Genomic DNA, 17,770 nt, shown 5'->3' on the forward strand with positions numbered 1-17,770 from the left:
TCTCGGCACATGACATGCTTACCCTCATGAGGCCGCGCCTGACCGATGTCGCCGAGGCGGCCGGGGTGTCGATGAAGACGGTGTCGAACGTCGTCAACGGCGCCGAGCACGTCCGCGAGGAGACCCGGCAGAAGGTGCTCGCGGCAATCGACAAGCTCGGCTACCGGCCGAACATCGCGGCCCGCAACCTCGCCCAGGGCCGCAGCGGCGTGATCGCGTTCGCCGTACCGCACCTGGACCGGCCGTACTTCGCGTCGCTGGCGGCGCGGATGCTCGACGAGGCCGAGGCGTTCGGCTGGATCGTGCAGTTCCACCAGACCGGCGGGCGCCGGGAGACCGAGCTGGCGCTGCTGAACGACCGGCATCCGGCCCGGCTGGACGGGATCGTGATGAGCCCGCTCGGCCTCACGCCCGAGGACGTGCAGGAACGTGCTCCGGGGCTGCCGCTCGTACTGCTCGGGGAGAAGGCCGGCACCGAGCACCACGCCGACCACGTCGGGATCGACAACCGGGAAGCCGGCCGGGTGGCGACCGAGCACCTGCTGTCGCTGGGCCGGCGTCAGGTGATGGCGCTCGCGCCGGGCCCGCGGATGGACGACGAACGGATCAACGGCTACCGCGACGCGCTCGCCGCGGCCGGGCTGCCGGTCGACGAGGACATCGTGCTGCCGACCGGCGGGCTGCGCGGTCAGGACGCCGAGCAGACCCTCGGCAACTGGCTGGATTCGGGCCATCCGGCGCCGGACGCCGTGTTCACCGCCACCGACTGGCTCGCCATGGGCGCGATCCGGGCACTCGTACTGCGGGGGCTCCGGATCCCGCAGGACGTCGCCGTGGTCGGGTTCGACGACATCCCGTACGACCTCGCGACCCTCCCGACGCTGACCACGGTCGCCCCGGACCGGGTCGCGATCGCACGCCTTGCCCTGCAGGCGTTACGCGATCAGCGACCCGGTGCGGAACCCGTACGCTTGCAGGCCCCGTTCAGCCTGGTGGTCCGGGAGAGTACGACCGGGATCAGCTAGCCGGCCAGTTCAGCCCGCGAGGGTCAGCGAGACGGTCGCCTTGTTGAGCGTGGTGCCGAGCAGCTTGCTGTCCCGGGGCGAGCCGGCGGTCGAGATCTCGACGTCGTCGGCGTTCCGGCCGGAGGTCCCGACGTACCGGGTCGCGACCCAGCGGGTGGTGTTGCCGCTGCGGTAGGTGTAGACGACGGTGCTGACCCGCAGCGGGCCCAGGCCCGAGGCCGACTTCATCGTCACCGTCGAGGTGCCGACGATGTGCAGGCCACGGGTGCCCTTGAGCGACTTGATCTTCTGGTTCAGCGCGGTGATCGTGCCGTGGTTGCCGTCGTACGACGTGTTGAACCGGATCATCCGGTTGTGCGCGGTGTCGTCGAAGCGCGCCTGCCACGGGCCGAGCGCGACCGACTTCCAGGTCGCCGGCAGGACGGCGCTCGCGTGGTAGCCCTCGCTGGAGTGGTTGAAGTACCGGACCTTGTAGGTCACGGCGGAGCTGTTGCTCGCCGCAACGGTCTGCGTCGAGGCGTGGCTCGGCAGAGCGCCGCCCAGTGCCACCGCACCCGCACCCGCCAGCGCCACAGCTCCGGTCACGATCCGCTTCATCATCTTGGTGTCCCCCTAGTCGTTGCGCGGCCCCTTGTGAGCAGCGCACCCACTAAGACACCGCGACCCGGCGAAAGGTTGAGTGCGATTTCCGAGTAGTTGACCACGGACAGTGGCAACTACATACTGCTTGCACCGCCGTCGGCGGGCTGTGGGGGCAGCTGGGGATTCATGGGGACCAAGGGGGGCACGCTGTGCATGCCTGGAAGTTGATTCGCGCTGTGCTGATCACGGGAATCGTCGGTACGTCGCTTGCGGTACCGGCGTCGGCGATGGCCGACGATCCGCCGCCGACCAGCGCCGTCGATGTCAGTTCGACGACGCTCAACCCGGGGGACACACTGACCGTCACACAGACGGTCTACAACAAGATCGCGATCCCGATCGAGGGCGGCAAGGCGGCGCTGTACGCCGAGGGCGCCGACCTCACGGGCTCGCTCGACCTGGTCGGTTGTACCGGGGCAACGATCTGCTACGCCTACAACGGGCAGCACTTCCGCGCGGACGTCGGCGACGTACCGCCGGGCGAGAGCCGGACGGTGGTCTGGACGCTCCGGGTGAAGGACAGCCCGGTGCCGGGGCCGTTCGTACTGCGGCACCAGTTCCTCGGCGACAACTACGCGTTCGACGCATACACCGGGCCGACGATCACGATCACGCCGCAGGCGGCCGACGTCGCGGTGGCGCTGACCGCGTCCGTACGGAGCACGCTGACCGCGCGGATCACGTACACGGTCACGATCAAGAACAACGGGCCGGGCGACGCGTCCGGGATCCGGGTCGTGGCTACGTATCCAACGGGCCTGGTCTACGCGGGGTCGACCTGCACCCGCGTCGGTACGACGAGATCGGTCAACTGTGACGTCCCCTCGCTGGCGGCCGGAGCGAGTACGACGCGCACGCTGACCGCCGACAGCACCCTGCTCACGGTCGGCTCGTTGACCGCGACCGCGCAGCGGACGGCGAGCTCGCCGTCAGATCCGGTGCCGGCGAACGACAAGGCCACCCGCACCTGCACCGCGCTGACCGGCCTGATCGTGCACTGCTGACAACTCCACAACCGCACCACTCCGACCGCCGCCCGAGGGACCTGATCCCCCGGCCGGCGGTCGTCCCATGCCCCCAGCGACTTTGAGAAGCCACCAACCGTCTTCGCGCCGACGGAATGACTGGTGGGTTATCAAAGTGGTGCGGGGTCGGCGCTTGCGTCGAGGGGTGGCGGAGGTTTACGGTCCGGGTTAACGTTTAAGTGAGTGTTAGTGAGCACTTCTTCGAAACTTGGAGCAACTATGATCAGTCGGCGACGGTTTTTGCAGGTGACCGGGGCGGCGATCGGCGCCTCGACGCTGGCGGCCTGTGGAGACGGTGGCGCGTCGAGCGGGGGTGCGAAGGCCTCGAGCGAGCTCAAGCTGCCGACGTACAAGCCGTTCGAGGGGCTCCGCCCCGACCTGCCGGGGGCCGAGTCCGGCCTGGAGCCCGGGTTCCTGAAGTTCCCGGCGGACGCGGTCGCGAGTGTGAAGACGCCGCCGCTGAAGAACGCGGTGACCGCGCTCACCGAGACGTTCGCGACGCCGCCGCCCCCGATGGGCAGCAACCCGATGTGGCAGGCGCTGAACCAGGCGCTCGGCGCCGAGCTCAAGCTGACCATCGGCACCGACCCGGGCTACCCGGAGAAGTTCGCCACGCTGCTCGCCAGCGACTCGCTGCCGGACCTGATGTGGCTGCCGCCGAACCAGGGCATCCCGAACATCGGCCCGATGCTCGAGGCGAAGTTCCAGGATCTCACCAAGTACCTGTCCGGTGACGCCGTACTGGAGTACCCGAACCTGGCCGCGCTGAAGCCTGCCTCCTGGCGGACCGCCGTGGTGAACGGGAAGATCTGGGGCGCCCCGATCCCGTCGACGCCGTTCGGCCAGGTGATGATGGGCAACCCGAAGACCTGGGCGAAGGTCGGCGGGCTGCAGTGCTCGACCGCGGACGAGTTCTTTGCCAAGTGCAAGGAGCTGACCAACGGGACGAACTACGCGCTCGAGCCGGCCATCGTCAACATGCTGCACATGTTCGGCGAGTGGTTCGGTGCCCCGAACTCCTGGCGGGTGAACCAGGACCGCTCGCTGACCCACCTGTACGAGACCGACAACTACCGGGCCGCCGTCGAGTACGCCGCCAAGCTGTGGGCGGCGAAGGTGTTCTACCCGGACCTCAACCTGGCCGACGCGACGCCGAAGACCGTGAACGGGCAGATCGCCGCGCAGGTCGTGGTCGGCCCGCGGGCGACCGCGGACTTCCGCAACCTGGACCCGACGCTGTTCGTCGACACGATGATCCCGTTCGGCCACGACGGCAAGGCCAAGCCGACGTACGACATGGGCTACGGCACGGTCGGGTTCACGCCGTTCAAGAAGACCGACGAGGGCCGGATCCGCGAACTGCTGGCGCTGATGGACTACCTGTCGGCGCCGTTCGGCACCAAGGAGTACCTGGTGAAGAACTTCGGCGTCGCGGGGCAGCAGTACCAGCTGGACGCGAACAAGAACCCGGTGCTGACGAAGGCCGGGAACCAGCAGGCGCCGGGTCTGGTCAGTGCGCTGCAGATCATGAACGCGCCGGAGAGCGTGATCTTCAACCCGGCGTTCCCGGACGACACCCACAAGATCTACGCGACCGAGCAGAAGCTCCTCAAGTACGCGATGCGGAACCCGACGGCGGGCACGTACTCCGACACGTCGAGCAAGGTCGGCCCGAAGCTGACCGCGGCGTTCCGGGACACCATCGTCGATATCGTCACCGGCCGGCAGAAGATCGACGCGTACGACGCGGCGCTGAAGCGCTGGAAGTCCGGTGGCGGTGACAAGATGCGCGACGAGTTCGCGGCCGTGCTGCCGGCGAGCGTTCCGGTCACCGGGTCCTGATCGATGCTGAAATCGAACTCCTCGAAGCGGCAGGCCAAGAACGGCCTGCCGCTGAAGGCGAAATGGGCCCGGGACTGGCAGATGGTGCTGCTGATGATCCCCGGCGTGGTCTTCCTGCTGGCGTTCTTCTACCTGCCGGTGCTCGGCAACGTGGTCGCGTTCCAGGACTTCCAGCCGTACCTCGGCATCATGCACAGCGGGTGGAACGGCCTGCAGAACTTCGTCAACCTCTACGACAACCCGGACTTCTGGGACGCGTTGCGGAACACGTTGCTGCTGGCCGGCGTCCAGTTGCTGCTGTTCTTCCCGGTGCCGATCGGGCTGGCGCTGATCGTCGACTCGCTGGTCAGCAACCGTTTTCGGAAATGGTTCCAGACGATTGCCTACCTGCCGCACTTCCTGTCCTGGGTGCTGGTGGTGACGCTGTTTCAGCAGTCGCTGGGCGGCGCCGGGTTCGTCAACAACCTGCTCCGGCAGGCGGGCCTGGACCCGATCCCGTTCATGACCAACCCGGACACCTTCCCGCTGCTCGTCGTCGGGCAGCTGATCTGGAAGGACGCCGGCTGGGCGATGATCATCTTCCTCGCCGCGCTGACCACGGTTGACGTCTCGCTGTACGAGGCGGCCGCGGCAGACGGCGCCGGGCGCTGGCGGCGGATGTGGCACATCACGCTGCCGTCGCTGCGGACGGTCATCGTGCTGCTGCTGATCCTGCGGATCGGTGACATCCTCAGCGTCGGGTTCGAGCAGTTCATCCTGCAACGCGACTCGGTCGGCCCGGGCGCCGCCGAAGTACTGGACACGTTCACGTACTACGCCGGCGTGGTCGGCGGCGACTGGAGCAGCGGGGGCCGCGGCCGGCCTGGCGAAGGGCGTCATCGGCGCGTTGTTGCTGTGGGGCGCGAACACGTTGGCCCACCGCCTCGGCGAGCCGGGCATCTTCCAGAAACGAGGCGTTTCATGAGACCGGTCTGGAAGGAGAAGCCCTCTCCTGGCTACCAGGCGATCAAGGCGGTCATCCTGGGTGGCTTCGCGCTCCTCATCGTGGTCCCGATCCTGGTCGTGATCTCCACGTCGCTGGCGAGCGACCGCGACATCATCAACGCCGGCGGGTACGTGCTGTGGCCGTCGCACCCGACGTTCAAGGCGTACCAAACGCTCTTCAGTGGCGGGTTGATGGGTCGCGCGATCCTCGTCAGCGTGTTCGTTACGGTGGTCGGTACGGCGATCGCGCTGGCGGTGACGATCGCACTCGCCTACGGGACCTCACGGCCCGTGCTGTTCGGGCGGCCGGTGCTGCTGATGGTGCTGTTCACGTTGCTGTTCGCGCCAGGCATCATCCCGATGTTCCTGGTGGTGAAGCAGCTCGGGCTGCTGGACAGCCTGTGGTCGCTGATCCTCCCCGGGGCTCTCGGTGCGTTCAACTTCGTTGTGCTGCGCACCTTCTTCATGAACGTGCCAGGCGAGCTGCTGGAGAGCGCGCGGATCGACGGGGCCAGCGACTTCACGATCCTGCGGCAGATCATCATGCCGCTGTCGAAGGCCGTGATCGCGGTCGTCGGGTTGTTCTACGCGGTCGGGTTCTGGAACGCGTTCTTCAACGCGCTGCTGTACCTGAACGACACGTCGAAGTGGCCGGTGCAGGTGATCCTGCGGACGTACGTCCTGCAGGGCAAGTCGTTGTCGGCGGACCAGCTCGGCGTGACTCCGCTCCCGCAACCGCAGTCCCTCCAGATGGCCGTCGTGGTCGTCGCCCTGGTCCCGATCGCCATGGTGTACCCGTTCCTCCAACGGCACTTCACCAAGGGCGTGATCACGGGTGCGGTCAAGGGCTGATCTGACAGAATCACGACATGTCCTCACCTTTGGCTGAGCGGACGACGCTGCGGATGGTGGCGAAGGAGGCAGGCGTCTCGGTCGCGACCGTGTCGTACGTCCTGTCCGGGCGGCACCGCAGCCACACGATCAAGGACTCCACCGCGGACCGGGTCCGCGAGGCCGCGTCGCGGCTGGGCTACCGGCGCAACGACGCGGCCCGCGCGATCCGGACCGGCAAGTCGGACCTGGTTCTGCTGTCGCTCAGCTACCTCGCGGACCCGTGGTCGCAGGCGGTCGCGGCCACGGTCAGTACGGCGGTGAGCCCACTCGGCAAGACCGCGCTGATCGTCGCGGACGGCGACTGGCGCACCGTCCTGGCGAACCGGACGCCCGACGTGATCTTCATCGACAGCATCAAGCCGGACCCTTCGCAGGTCGAGGAGCTTGCCGCCTTCGCCGCACAGGGCGTGCAGATCGTCGCGTTCAGCGAAACGCTGGAACCGCAGGGTTTCGACGTGATCCGGTCCGGCGCCGAGCCGCGCTGCCACCTCGCGGTGCAGCACCTGCTCGAGCGGCACGACCGGATCGGTGCGTTGACCTCGCGGACGACGGGATTCGCCCGCTTCGACGCGTACCTGAACACTTTGCGCGCCGCCGGCAAGCCGATCCACAGCGACGACATCGAGGTCTTCGAGCAGCACCCGGAGGGCGCGTACCGGGCTGCGATGGCGCTGCTGTCCCGGCCGAACCGTCCGGCCGCGCTGTACTGCACGACCGACTTCGCCGCGATCGCCGCGGTCCGGGCCGCGCATCGGCTACGGATCGACGTACCGCGGGACCTGGCGATCATCGGGGTCGGCAACACTCCCGAAGGCGAGCACCTCGACCCGGCGCTGTCCACCGTCGGTCCGGTCGGCTTCAACGATGCGCTGGCACGGATCATCGTCGGGCGCCTGACCGACCGGGAAGGCGCTCCCGGCGAAGTGTTCGATTTCCCTTGGCAACTGATCGTCCGGGAGTCCTCTTGAGGCCGAACGTCGTACTGATCTGTGTCGACGAGTGGCGGGGCGACGCGCTGTCGTGCGCCGGTCACCCGTACGTCGAGACACCGCACCTGGACGAGCTGGCCCGGAACGGCGTCCGGTTCAGCCGCGGGTACTCCGCGACGCCGACATGCGTGCCGGCCCGGGTCGCGCTGTTCACCGGGCAGTCGCAGGAGCGGCACGGGCGGGTCGGATACACCGACGGCGTACCGTTCGACGTCGCGCATCCGGTGACGGTGCAGGGCGAGTTCAAGCGCGCCGGGTACCACACGCAGGCGATCGGGAAGATGCACGTCTGGCCGGAGCGATCGCGGCTCGGGTTCGACGACGTCGTACTGCATGACGGGTTCCTGCATCATTCGCGGCGGGCGCATCGCCAGCAGTTCGGGTTCTTCGACGACTACGTGCCGTGGTTGCGGCGGCAGCCCGGGGTCTCGCCGGACGCGGAGTACTTCGACCACGGGGTGAACTGCAACTCGGTGGTCGCGCGGCCCTGGGACAAGGCGGAGGAGCTGCACCCGACCTCGTGGGTGGGAACGCAGACGATCGAGTGGCTGTACCGGCGGGATCCCACGAAGCCGTTCTTCCTGTACCTGTCGTTCCATCGGCCGCACCCGCCGTACGACCCGCCGGCGTGGGCGTTCGACCGGTACGACGCGTTGCCGCCGTACCAGCGTGAGCTGGGGGACTGGGAGGGCGACTGGGACGAGTACCGGCGGGACGGGGACTATCAGGCGGCGATCGGTGACCTGCCGGATCGCGTGGTGCATCGGGCGCGGGCCGGGTACTACGGGCTGATGGCGCAGATCGACCTGCAGGTCAACCGGATCCGCGAGGCACTTGTCGACTTCGGGGTGTACGACGACACGATCATCGCGTTCACGTCCGACCACGGCGAGATGATGGGCGACCACCGGATGTTCCGGAAGTCGGTGCCGTACGAGGGGTCCGCGCAGGTGCCGTTCATCGTCGCGGATCGGGCGTCCGCCGGCGGTGCTGTGCGCGGCGGGGTCGTCGAACAGGTGGTGGAGCTGCGGGACGTGATGCCGACGCTGCTGGACCTGGCCGGGGTACCGGTGCCGCAGTCGGTGGACGGGGTGTCGCTGGCGCCGTTCCTGCGCGGGGAGACTGCTGAGGTGCGGGAGTGGTTGCACGGCGAGCACCTGCACTTCGACCAGTCTCTGCACTGGGTGACGGACGGGAAGATCAAGTACGTGTGGGGCTCGGAACGGGGCGTGGAGCAACTGTTCGACCTCGAGACGGATCCTGGCGAGCTGCACAACCTGGTCTCGTCCCGTCCGGAGTTGCTGGGGTTGTGGCGTTCTCGCCTGATCCAGGACCTGAGCGGCCGTGAGGAAGGTTTCGTGGCCGACGGCGAACTGGTCACCGGTCGCCCGGTGACGCCGATCCTCAACCACACAAGGGAAAGACTTGCTCAAGCCGCCGGGTGAAGGCTGGTCCCTCGTCGACACCGGCGAGTCCGACACCACCGTCTACCGCCGCGAGGACGTCTACGCCAAGTGCTGCGACCCGTCCGGCGTCGGTGAGCTGGCGGCCGAACGCGACCGCATCCACTGGCTGTCCGCAACGGAGTTGCCGGGAGCAACAGTCCTCGACTGGCTCGAGTCGCCAGAGTCGCCAGAGTCGCCAGATTCGCTCGAATCGCTCGAGTCGCCAGAGTCGCCAGAGCCCGACGATCCGCTGGCGCCGTCGGAGCGGCGTGCGGCGGGTGGCTTTGGCGGCATCGGGGCCTGTCTGCTCACCTCTGCTGTGCCTGGTGTGCCGGGCGATGCTCTCCCGCCGGCCTCGCACGAGCAGGCCATGCGGAGTCTGGGGCGGGCTCTGCGGGACCTGCATTCGTTGCGGGACTGTCCGTTCGAGCGGCCGTTGGGGGAAGTGATCGCCGCGGCGACGGACGTGGTACGGCGGGGTGCGGTGAATCCGCAGTTTCTGACGGACGAGTGGCGGAAGGTTTCACCGGACGAGCTGCTGCGGGAGGTGGTTGCTGAGCGCACCTATGTGGAGAGTGTGCTGGAGCCGGTGGTCTGTCACGGGGACGCCTGCCTGCCGAACGTGTTCTTCGATCCGGACACGCTCGACGTGACCGGGCTGATCGACCTCGGGCGGCTGGGGATCGCGGACCGGTACTCCGATCTCGCACTCACCACGATCCAGCTCCACGACGAGTGGTCGGCCGACCCGGCGCCGTTCCTCGCGGCGTACGGCGTACCGGACCCGGACCCGCGCCGCCTGCACTTCTTCCGCCTCCTCGACCCGCTGACCTGGGGCTAACACGACCGCCCGGGCGCCGGTGCGGGCAGATGTCGGTGGGATGAACAGGTAATGGTGCCGGAGCACCGGCTATTACCTGTCCAAAGCCACCAGTTCCTGTGCTGAGCCCGCAAACTACTTGCGGCCGAGCTTCCACCACTTCGGTTTGTTCATCTTGATCTCGTCCGGCTCCATCGGCGGCGGCACCGGCGGGCGGGACTCCTCGGTGAGGAAGTTGCCGGACTCGGTGTCGTACGGCGTGACGCCGAGCCTGCGGCTGATCTCCATCACGATCGGGATCGACCGCGGGCCGTCGTTCAGGTAGAAGGTGATGTCGCGGACCTCGACACCCTTGCCGATCGTCATCTCGACGTCGAAGTCCGAACTTCGCAACGCCAGCCAGGACGGCTTGCTGGCGTCGACGTCCGGCACCAGCTCCCGGACCGCGGCCACCACGTCGGTCGAGGTCCCGACCGACGGCGGCTCGTAGTCGACCGGTATGTCGTCAAGGCGCCGTACGCCTCCTGGTCCGCGCATCGCATAAACAGCCCAGCTCATGCCCCCAGCATGCCAGGTGATCAGCGCTTCCGGGCGGCGAGGATCGCGAACGTGAGGTACTGACCGTTGTCGGCCTCGAGCATCTCGACCACTCCGGAGCGGCGCTCGTCCCGGTACTCGGCGACCGCGCGGGACCACCGCAGCCAGTCGGACCACCCGTTCTCCTGGAGCCTGGCCGCGGTGACGTCGACCAGTTCGGTGACCTCCCACTGGAACCGCCACCAGCCCGCGGTATGCCAGCCCAGCGCCTCCCAACCCACCACCTTCCGAATGTGCTCCGGGATGCCTCCGAGCTCGCGAACCTCCTTCGTCATCGCCGGCGTCGCGACCCCCAGCTGTCCGCCCGGCTTGAGGAAGCTCGTGATGTAGGCGAGGTAGTGGTCCGCGGTACCGAAGTACTCCCAGGCGTCGATGCAGACGATCGCGTCGAAGTAGCTCTCGGCGAAGGGTAGCGTGTGCGCCTCGGCCTTGAGCGTGACGACGTCCGGCGACCCGATGGACGCCGCCGCCTCCGTTGGGTCCACCCATAGATCCGCGGCCCACACCTGTACGCCGAACTCCCGCGCGAGGAACACCGACGTGGCGCCCTTGCCGGAGCCGAGGTCGAGCACCCGCATCCCGGGCCGCAGGTCGAGGTCGCGGGCGAGATCCTCCAGCAACCACAGGGGATTCGGGCCCATGTCGCGGGCCAGCAGCCAGTCCGCGTCGTACCCGTTGGAGCGAGGACAGCTGTCGTGCCGCAGATCCATCAGCACAGCGTAGCGGGGTGAAATCGGGATGTGCCCGGGGTTTCCGTGCGGCACAGTGACTGCACGGGCTGAACTTGATCCGGTGATTCGCTCGTTCTATCGGGACCGGTACGTCGAGGACGATCGGCTGGTGGTCAACGGACACGGCCGGCTCGAGTTCGCGCGTACCCAGGAGTTGCTGCTGCCCCCGCGGCCGACGTACTGGATGTCGGCGGCTCGGGCGGCTTCACGGTCGCGTACTTCCACCACACCGACGAGCTCAGCACCGCCGGGCTCGCCGACGTCGACGTACTCGGAGTCGAGGGCCCGGCCGCCAGCATCCTGCAGAACGCGGCGCCGGACCGGATCGACGGCCTGCTCCCGTCAAGGGCGCCGGTGGGAAGAAGGTTGTCCGCGAGGCCGTCCTGTTCGCCCGGCTGGTCGAGTCCGATCCGCGGCTCCAGGCCGCCAGCCAGCACCTCGTCTACGGACGGGTAACCGACTGACTGCGTTCGGTAGCGGCGTCGCGAAACGGTGTCAATAGCTGCAACCCGGTTCTCCGGATGGCGGTCCAGGCCGTAATATCAGCCGGCGGTCGGCTCGGGGGTCTGTGCCGGCCATTCTGATGGGGATCGGCGGCAGCCGGTACTGGGGAGAAGCGGAAACCTATGGCGGACGAGTCGGCGCCCAAGCCCGGGCATTTCCTGCCCGGCGGCGACGGGGACCGGACCACGGCGGACAACCGGACGACACCGGACAACCGGGCGGCGGGCAACCCGGCTGCGGGCGACCCGACTGCGGGCAACCCGACGGCGGACAACCGGGCGGTGGGCAACCGGGCGGTGGGCGGATCGGCGCCGTTGGCGGCACCTACACCACGGCTCGGTAGGGACGACCGGCCGGCGCACCCGCAGCTCAGCGGCAGCCGGATCGACTCCCGGCGGACGACGCTGTCCGGCACCCGGCTCGGGCCGGCGGCCGCCGACGATCGCGCGGCCGCGGCGTACCGCGAGGTGTTCCACCCGGAGCCGATCCCGTTCGTGCCGAAGAAGCGCTCCAAGGGGCTGATCGCGCTGATCGTCGCCGCGGCCCTGCTGGTGCTCGGCGGCGGCGCGACGTTCGCGGTCAAGGTCCTCTCGAACTACGACGGTTTCGTCGCGAACCCGCTGGGTACGCCGTCCGCGACGCCGGGCGACGGTGCGAGCGGCGGCCCGACGACCACCGCGCCGGTCGGCAAGGGTACGCCGGACGCCGACGTCGTCGGCAAGAACGCGATCTACGGCGCCGGGAAACTGCCGGTGGTGAACTGCCCGGAGCCCGCGTTCCGCCCGACGTCCAAGGAGAACGTGCGCTCCTACTACCAGGCGCTGACCGCATGTATGGACAAGGCCTGGAAGCCACTCGTCACCAAGGCGGGCTTCGAGTTCCGGTCGCCGCGGCTGATCGTCTTCGACGACGGCGAGGAGACCGCGTGCGGCGTACAGCAGGATCTCGCGTCGTACTGCCAGGACGACCAGGGCGGCAGCGTGACGATGCCGTGGCAGAAGATCGTCGAGGACTACCCGACGCACCGGGCGGCGACCCGGGCACAGATGGCGCAGGCGTTCGGCTTCGTGTACGGCGTTCACGTCCAGAACCTGACCGGGATGGCCGACGCTACCGGCAACCTCGCGGACGCCGCGGCGAACAAGGCGGCCGAGCTGGAGCAGGACCGGCGCGCGTCGCTGCAGGCGTCCTGCTTCGGTGCGGTGTTCTTCGGCGCCGCGCGGGCGAGCTTCCCGCTGCGCGGCGAGCTGCTGCAGCAGTGGAACGACCAGGTCCGGCGTAGCGGCGACGAGTACAGCAAGGACAAGGTCCGCGACCACGGCTCCAGCAAGAGCTACACGCTGTGGATGAACCAGGGCTTCGCGACAACCAACCCCGCCGCCTGCAACACTTTCGGCGCAGCATCCGCCAAGGTCAGCTGAGCAAGATGGGAACGATCGATGCCTGACTCCGTCCCGAAGCCGGGCCATTTCAGTACCGGCGAGCCCGATCCCGGATCCCAGCCGCTGACCCTGAAGAGCGCGCAGCCCGTAGGCCTCGGGACGGCGCGCCCGGTCGCGTTCGACGACTCGTCCGTACGCCGGAAAGCCCGCCCGCTGCCGACCGAGCCCGGTACCGAGAGCGACTACACCGGCCCACCGACCGCACCGCTCACCGGCACCCCGTACACCCCGCTCACGGGTACCCGCCGCGCCGGCGGCCCCCGGTCCACCGGCTGGCACTCGAACCCGTCCCGCTCCGGCGCCCAGTTCACCGCCGAACCGCCCCCGCTCAAGCCACCACGCCAGCACTCGCGCCCGATCATCGCCGGGCTCTCGGTCGTGGTCGTCGTCATGCTCACCGGCGCGGCCATCGGCGGCTTCAAGCTCGTCGACTCGTACGGTTTCCAGCGTCCCCTGTCACAGCCCTCGATCAAGAAGTCCCAAGCTCCGCTCCCGGTCCCCCCGGACCCCACCGTGACGGTCACCGTCCAGGGCATCCCGGACATGGAGCGGCTGCAGAAGAACAAGATCTACACCTCCGGGAACGTCGTACCGGTGAGCTGCAAGGAACCGGCCATCAAACCGAACTCGCAGTCCTCGATCCTGCGCTACTACCAGGCGCTGCTGCCCTGCCTGAACAACGCCTGGGCACCGATCGTGAAGAAGGCCGGGTACGACTTCCGGTCGCCGAAGGTGAAGCTGCAGACCAGCCAGGTCACCACCGACGAGGACTGCACCGGCGAGTCGGACACGGCGTACTACTGCAGCTCCGACGAGAGCATCAACATCAGCTGGAAAGAGGACCTCAAGTACTACAAGAACGAGCCGCTGGCTGCGCGGGTGTGGATGCTCGACACGATGGCCCACGAGTACGGCCACCACGTCCAGCAGATGACCGAGATGATCACCGCGTCGTTCTCCCGCGAGGGCTGGACGAACTCGAAGGCGATGAAGCTCGAATGGGCCCGCCGCCGGGAGCTCCAGGCGACCTGCTTCGGCGCGGCCTTCCTCGGCGCGAACAAGACGTCCCTCGGCCTGTCCGGCAACAAGCTGAAGCTCTGGCAGTGGGAAGCTTCGCACTCGGGCGACGAGTACAACCCGAAGAAGGTCCGCGACCACGGCTCCCGCGCGAGCAACTGGGCCTGGTCCGACCCCGCCTTCACCTCCGCCAACCCCAAGGACTGCAACACCTTCACCGCCCCTGCCGCCAAGGTCAGTTGAGCCGTGCGCAAAGCGGCGTTGGTGGCGGTGCTCCTGGCGATGGTTGGCGGCTGCGCCGGCCCGCCCACAGCGTCGCCTTCGCCGTCGGGGTGGGTGACGGCGAGCTCCACGCCGCGGACAGCGCCTGCTACCCCGACGTACATGTCGTTGGAAGACACGTACCTGCTGCACAACCAGCTCTACACGGCGGGGCAGGTGCCCGCGACGCCCTGTTACTTGCCGGGCGGGCCGTTGAAGACGCGGAGCGACGTACAGCGGTCCGCGAACGCGATGCTGGTCTGCCTCCAATCCGCCTGGAAACCGGTCGTCGAGCACGCGGACGCCAGCTTCGCCCCGACGACCCTGTACGTCGTGACCGTGGGCGCGCGGACCGCCTGCGGCGGCTTCGACGCCGACTCCGACGCGTTCTACTGCACCGACAACTCCGACATCTACCTCGACTGGACCCAGCATCTCGAGGAAAGCCCCGACGACCGGCAGTACGCGTCGGCCGATCTCCTGTGGGTGATGGCGCACGAGTTCGGGCACCATCTCCAGCAGTTGGCCGGGATCTCGGCGTACTACGACGACCGCCTGGACCGGACCACGGGCGCGGCCCTCCCTCGAACAGACCCGCCGCCTCGAGCTCCAGGCCTCCTGCCTGGCTGCCGCATTCCTCGGGGCGAACCGGGACACGCTCGACCTGTACGACGACCGCATCGACGCCTACCAGGACGAGGCGTACTCCGGCGATGAAGACGCCCCGTCGTCGCCACGAGACCACGGATCGCGCAAGAGCAGCACGGCGTGGTCCAAGGCTGCCTTCACCGCCAAGTCCCCCTCCGCCTGCAACACCTGGTCCGCCCCCGCGAACCGGGTCAGCTGAGCTTGAGTTTGAAGCCTTCGTGGGTGTTGGCGAAGCCCAGGCTGGTGTAGAAGCGGTGGGCGTCGGTGCGGGACTTGTCCGAGGTGAGCTGGACGAGGGCGCAGCCGCGGGTGCGGGACTCCTCGACGGCCCACTGGATCAGGGTGGTGCCGAGGCCGGCGCCGCGGGCCGGGCGGGCTACCCGGACGGCTTCGATCAGGCCGCGGGAGGAGCCGCGGCGGGAGAGGCCGGGGATGATCGTGAGCTGCAGCGTGCCGATCACCTCGTCGTTGCGTTCGGCAACTACGAGGAGTTGGTTGGGGTCGGCATCGATCTGCTCGAACGCGGCCAGGTACGGCGTCAGGTCACCGGTCGACTCGCGGGTGGCGCCGAGCTGGTCGTCGGCGATCATCGTCACGATCGGGGCGACGTCGGCGGCGGTGGCGCGGCGAATCACAAGGTCGTTCATGCGGACAGGATCGCAAACACCTGAAACGGTTCAGTCGGCGGGGTAATGACCGAAGTGCCGCGACGGTGATTGCCTTACGCAAACACTTTTCGTTGCCCGCCTCGCCGGGGAGCACTGTTTGCCTCCGGCATCAGAGGGTACGAGTCATACTGGACACCACTGCATCCGCCCGTGCCGGGGTTGGGGCAGTCATGCGCCGACAGCGGATGCGGGCCAGTCCTGAAAGGTCATCCGATGTCAGCGTTAGCTATCAACTTCACCCAGCCGTTCGAAGATGCCTTCAGCAAACTGCTGTCGTTCATCCCGAACCTGCTGGGCGGCCTGGTCATCCTGGTGATCGGGTACTTCGTCGCCAAGGTGCTCGGCAAACTCGTCGGCAAACTACTCGGCCGGGTCGGTTTCGACAGCTGGATGGAACGGGCCGGCGTCTCCAGTGTGCTGCAACGGTCGGGTACGGGACTGACCGCGTCGGCGATGCTGGGCAAGGTCGTGTTCTGGTTCGTGTTCCTGATCAGCTTCACGATGTTCGCCTCCGCACTCGGCGTACCGGAGATCTCGAACTTCATGAGCGACATGCTCGCCTACATCCCGCGGATCTTCGCCGCGATCGTGATCGTCTGCCTGGCCGCGCTGTTCGCGAACTTCCTGGCCGCGATCATCCGCGGTGCCACCGGCAACGAGACCCTGGCCAAGGTGGCGCGGTACGCCGTCCTGGTGTACGCCGCATTCGCCGCCCTCACCCAGCTCGGTGTCGCGGTCCAGCTCACCGGCAACACGCTGCTGATCGTGCTCGCGGGTGCCGCACTCGCTCTCGGCCTCGCTTTCGGCCTCGGGGGCCGCGAGATGGCCGGCCGCGCACTGGGCAACCTGTTCTCCAAGGACAACCTCCAGAAGCCGGCCGCGGACCCGAACGCGACAGGCTCCAACGGTACGGCGACCTACCCGGCCCAGGGCGACTACCAGGGCAACTACGAGGGCGGCTACCAGCAGCAGCCCGAACAGCACCCCGCAGCCCACAGCACCGGCACCTGGTCCAACGGCACCCCCCAGAACGGCAACTGGCAACAGGGCCAGTAACTACAAGAGGTTCCTCAGGCGGGCGGCAATCCAAACCGGGTTGCCGCCCGTCGACTCGTGGCTGCGGTCAGTCAGTTCGGTCAGTAAGCAGATGGGCGTTGATGTCCTTGACCTGCTCTGCCAGTGACGGCATCTCGACCACCTCCACACCGGCCGCCCCCAGCAGTTCGGCGCCCTCGCAGTCGACGAAGATCGAGGGTTCGCGCCACGCAAGGACGACTCGAGGGATGCCGGCCGCGAGGATGCGCTCGGTGCAGGTCCGGGGGCGAGAGGCTCGTTTGCTGCACGGTTCGAGGCTTGTGTAGATGACAGCGTTGCGGAGGCGAGGATCCCGTGGTGGGAGCTTCGCGAGGGCGACCTCCTCGGCGTGGTCGTGGGGGTCGGTCTCCCGCGAGTAGCCGGTGGCCAGGATCTCTCCGTCGCCAACGATGATTGCACCGACGGAGAATGCTGTGGCCGACGGCGGGCAGGAGCGGGAGAGCTCGATCGCCCGCTCGAGCCAGTAGCGGTCGTCGGTGTCAGGCATCGTCGGCGTGTCCGGGAAGGTAGCGAAGAAGGACCACGTCACCGATTTGCTTCACCTCGGCGAGGTGCATGCGGTTGGCGGGGCTCTGCGGGAACGTGGCCTCGCCGACAAAGCGGGGCGCCGTGCTGTCACCCACGAAGAATGGCGCGACCACCAGGTGGATCTCGTCGGCAAGGCCGGCTGCCAGGAACTGGGTGTGGATCGTGCCGCCGCCCTCGATCATCAGTCGTCGCACGCCACGCCGCCCCAGATCGTCGAGAACGAAGCCGAGGTCGACCTTTTCGCCGGTGCCGACGACGTTGCTCACGGCCCCGACGGCAGCAGTTGCTGTGCCGACCGCAGACGTCGGGACGTAGACGACCTTGTCGACGTCGCCGGCGGAGAAGAACTTCGATGCCGGGTCGAAATCTCCGCCGGCGCTGATCGTCACCTTGATCGGGGACTCGGGCTGACCGGCGTCCACGCGACGCTTGCGGCGGTCGTCGGAACGAACGAGCAGCCGCGGGTTGTCACGGCGGATCGTGTTGGCCCCCACGAGGATCGCATCGACACCCGCCCTGACCTCGTCGACCCGATCGAAGTCCTCGTCGTTCGACAGCAGAAGGCGCTCATCGGTGTTGTCGTCGATGTAGCCGTCGATCGAGGCGGCCACCG

At 68.1% G+C, this 17,770-nt stretch carries 18 protein-coding genes; 11 read left to right on the top strand and 7 right to left on the bottom strand.

The genetic code is table 11. From position 1 onward, the window contains the following. Positions 1 to 26: 26 nt before the first annotated feature. Positions 27 to 1,025 (top strand): LacI family DNA-binding transcriptional regulator, encoded by a 999-nt coding sequence (locus tag JOF29_RS30015; protein ID WP_209697767.1) that lies wholly within the window; start codon positions 27 to 29, stop codon positions 1,023 to 1,025. Positions 1,026 to 1,034: 9 nt separating this feature from the next. Here the strand turns inward: JOF29_RS30015 and JOF29_RS30020 are convergent, their stop codons facing one another. After that, positions 1,035 to 1,625 carry a hypothetical protein gene (locus JOF29_RS30020; RefSeq protein ID WP_209697768.1) on the bottom strand — a complete coding sequence of 197 codons (591 nt, stop codon included), beginning with the start codon at positions 1,623 to 1,625 and terminating at the stop codon, positions 1,035 to 1,037. Positions 1,626 to 1,843: 218 nt separating this feature from the next. Here JOF29_RS30020 and JOF29_RS30025 point away from each other — a divergent pair, with 218 nt between their 5' ends. From JOF29_RS30025 to JOF29_RS30055, 6 genes are all read left to right on the top strand, one after another. Continuing rightward, on the top strand, positions 1,844 to 2,671 hold the full coding sequence (locus tag JOF29_RS30025; RefSeq protein WP_209697769.1) for a DUF11 domain-containing protein: 828 nt from the start codon (positions 1,844 to 1,846) through the stop codon (positions 2,669 to 2,671). Between the two features lie 240 nt (positions 2,672 to 2,911). Then, positions 2,912 to 4,534, top strand: a complete 1,623-nt coding sequence (locus JOF29_RS30030; protein ID WP_209697770.1) for a type 2 periplasmic-binding domain-containing protein — start codon at positions 2,912 to 2,914, stop codon at positions 4,532 to 4,534. Positions 4,535 to 4,537: 3 nt separating this feature from the next. Continuing rightward, entirely contained in the window at positions 4,538 to 6,370 is a 1,833-nt protein-coding gene (locus JOF29_RS43750) for an ABC transporter permease subunit (RefSeq protein ID WP_245359605.1), read from the top strand. A gap of 17 nt (positions 6,371 to 6,387) precedes the next feature. Then, entirely contained in the window at positions 6,388 to 7,380 is a 993-nt protein-coding gene (locus JOF29_RS30045; protein ID WP_209697772.1) for a LacI family DNA-binding transcriptional regulator, read from the top strand. Beyond that, the gene (locus JOF29_RS30050; protein ID WP_245359607.1) at positions 7,377 to 8,846 is read left to right on the top strand and encodes an arylsulfatase; all 1,470 of its coding nucleotides are present in this window, start codon (positions 7,377 to 7,379) and stop codon (positions 8,844 to 8,846) included. The genes JOF29_RS30045 and JOF29_RS30050 overlap by 4 nt, the downstream gene beginning before the upstream one ends. Next, complete coding sequence (locus JOF29_RS30055; protein ID WP_245359609.1) at positions 8,827 to 9,687, top strand: aminoglycoside 3'-phosphotransferase; 861 nt, start codon at positions 8,827 to 8,829, stop codon at positions 9,685 to 9,687. Before JOF29_RS30050 ends, JOF29_RS30055 begins: the two co-directional genes overlap by 20 nt. Before the next feature lie 114 nt (positions 9,688 to 9,801). On the opposite strand, the gene JOF29_RS30060 is transcribed toward JOF29_RS30055, so the two are convergent. The 3 genes from JOF29_RS30060 to JOF29_RS30070 all read right to left on the bottom strand — a co-directional run bounded on the left by JOF29_RS30060 (position 9,802) and on the right by JOF29_RS30070 (position 11,431). Then, the gene (locus JOF29_RS30060) at positions 9,802 to 10,224 is read right to left on the bottom strand and encodes a hypothetical protein (RefSeq protein ID WP_209697774.1); all 423 of its coding nucleotides are present in this window, start codon (positions 10,222 to 10,224) and stop codon (positions 9,802 to 9,804) included. A gap of 20 nt (positions 10,225 to 10,244) precedes the next feature. After that, the gene (locus JOF29_RS30065; protein ID WP_209697775.1) at positions 10,245 to 10,973 is read right to left on the bottom strand and encodes an SAM-dependent methyltransferase; all 729 of its coding nucleotides are present in this window, start codon (positions 10,971 to 10,973) and stop codon (positions 10,245 to 10,247) included. A gap of 134 nt (positions 10,974 to 11,107) precedes the next feature. After that, a complete protein-coding gene (locus tag JOF29_RS30070) occupies positions 11,108 to 11,431 on the bottom strand; it encodes a hypothetical protein (protein ID WP_209697776.1) in 324 nt (107 codons plus the stop codon). A gap of 189 nt (positions 11,432 to 11,620) precedes the next feature. Between JOF29_RS30070 and JOF29_RS30075 the strand changes: the two genes are divergently transcribed. The 3 genes from JOF29_RS30075 (at position 11,621) to JOF29_RS30085 (ending at position 14,935) form a co-directional block, all read left to right on the top strand. Then, positions 11,621 to 12,919, top strand: coding sequence for a neutral zinc metallopeptidase (locus tag JOF29_RS30075; RefSeq protein ID WP_209697777.1), 1,299 nt, complete (start codon positions 11,621 to 11,623; stop codon positions 12,917 to 12,919). 18 nt (positions 12,920 to 12,937) lie between these two features. After that, positions 12,938 to 14,200 (top strand): neutral zinc metallopeptidase, encoded by a 1,263-nt coding sequence (locus JOF29_RS30080; RefSeq protein ID WP_209697778.1) that lies wholly within the window; start codon positions 12,938 to 12,940, stop codon positions 14,198 to 14,200. A 141-nt stretch (positions 14,201 to 14,341) separates the two neighbouring features. Further along, positions 14,342 to 14,935 carry a neutral zinc metallopeptidase gene (locus tag JOF29_RS30085; RefSeq protein WP_209697779.1) on the top strand — a complete coding sequence of 198 codons (594 nt, stop codon included), beginning with the start codon at positions 14,342 to 14,344 and terminating at the stop codon, positions 14,933 to 14,935. A 122-nt stretch (positions 14,936 to 15,057) separates the two neighbouring features. Here the strand turns inward: JOF29_RS30085 and JOF29_RS30090 are convergent, their stop codons facing one another. Continuing rightward, positions 15,058 to 15,513, bottom strand: a complete 456-nt coding sequence (locus tag JOF29_RS30090) for a GNAT family N-acetyltransferase (protein ID WP_209697780.1) — start codon at positions 15,511 to 15,513, stop codon at positions 15,058 to 15,060. 234 nt (positions 15,514 to 15,747) lie between these two features. On the opposite strand from JOF29_RS30090, the gene JOF29_RS30095 reads away from it, so the two are divergent. Continuing rightward, complete coding sequence (locus JOF29_RS30095) at positions 15,748 to 16,590, top strand: mechanosensitive ion channel family protein (RefSeq protein WP_209697781.1); 843 nt, start codon at positions 15,748 to 15,750, stop codon at positions 16,588 to 16,590. A 67-nt stretch (positions 16,591 to 16,657) separates the two neighbouring features. Here the strand turns inward: JOF29_RS30095 and JOF29_RS30100 are convergent, their stop codons facing one another. Next, entirely contained in the window at positions 16,658 to 17,116 is a 459-nt protein-coding gene (locus JOF29_RS30100; RefSeq protein ID WP_209697782.1) for a deaminase, read from the bottom strand. Continuing rightward, positions 17,109 to 17,768, bottom strand: a complete 660-nt coding sequence (locus JOF29_RS30105) for a RibD family protein (protein ID WP_307863760.1) — start codon at positions 17,766 to 17,768, stop codon at positions 17,109 to 17,111. The genes JOF29_RS30100 and JOF29_RS30105 overlap by 8 nt, the downstream gene beginning before the upstream one ends. Positions 17,769 to 17,770: the final 2 nt, after the last annotated feature.

It is taken from the genome of Kribbella aluminosa (assembly GCF_017876295.1).
Classification (GTDB): Bacteria; Actinomycetota; Actinomycetes; order Propionibacteriales; family Kribbellaceae; genus Kribbella; species Kribbella aluminosa.

Coding starts and splice junctions, on each gene's coding strand:
- JOF29_RS30015 (WP_209697767.1), top strand. CDS start 27: ATGAGGCCGCGCCTGACCGATGTCGCCGAGGCGGCCGGGGTGTCGATG.
- JOF29_RS30020 (WP_209697768.1), bottom strand. CDS start 1,625: ATGATGAAGCGGATCGTGACCGGAGCTGTGGCGCTGGCGGGTGCGGGT.
- JOF29_RS30030 (WP_209697770.1), top strand. CDS start 2,912: ATGATCAGTCGGCGACGGTTTTTGCAGGTGACCGGGGCGGCGATCGGC.
- JOF29_RS43750 (WP_245359605.1), top strand. CDS start 4,538: ATGCTGAAATCGAACTCCTCGAAGCGGCAGGCCAAGAACGGCCTGCCG.
- JOF29_RS30045 (WP_209697772.1), top strand. CDS start 6,388: ATGTCCTCACCTTTGGCTGAGCGGACGACGCTGCGGATGGTGGCGAAG.
- JOF29_RS30060 (WP_209697774.1), bottom strand. CDS start 10,224: ATGAGCTGGGCTGTTTATGCGATGCGCGGACCAGGAGGCGTACGGCGC.
- JOF29_RS30065 (WP_209697775.1), bottom strand. CDS start 10,973: ATGGATCTGCGGCACGACAGCTGTCCTCGCTCCAACGGGTACGACGCG.
- JOF29_RS30075 (WP_209697777.1), top strand. CDS start 11,621: ATGGCGGACGAGTCGGCGCCCAAGCCCGGGCATTTCCTGCCCGGCGGC.
- JOF29_RS30080 (WP_209697778.1), top strand. CDS start 12,938: ATGCCTGACTCCGTCCCGAAGCCGGGCCATTTCAGTACCGGCGAGCCC.
- JOF29_RS30085 (WP_209697779.1), top strand. CDS start 14,342: ATGTCGTTGGAAGACACGTACCTGCTGCACAACCAGCTCTACACGGCG.
- JOF29_RS30090 (WP_209697780.1), bottom strand. CDS start 15,513: ATGAACGACCTTGTGATTCGCCGCGCCACCGCCGCCGACGTCGCCCCG.
- JOF29_RS30095 (WP_209697781.1), top strand. CDS start 15,748: ATGTCAGCGTTAGCTATCAACTTCACCCAGCCGTTCGAAGATGCCTTC.
- JOF29_RS30100 (WP_209697782.1), bottom strand. CDS start 17,116: ATGCCTGACACCGACGACCGCTACTGGCTCGAGCGGGCGATCGAGCTC.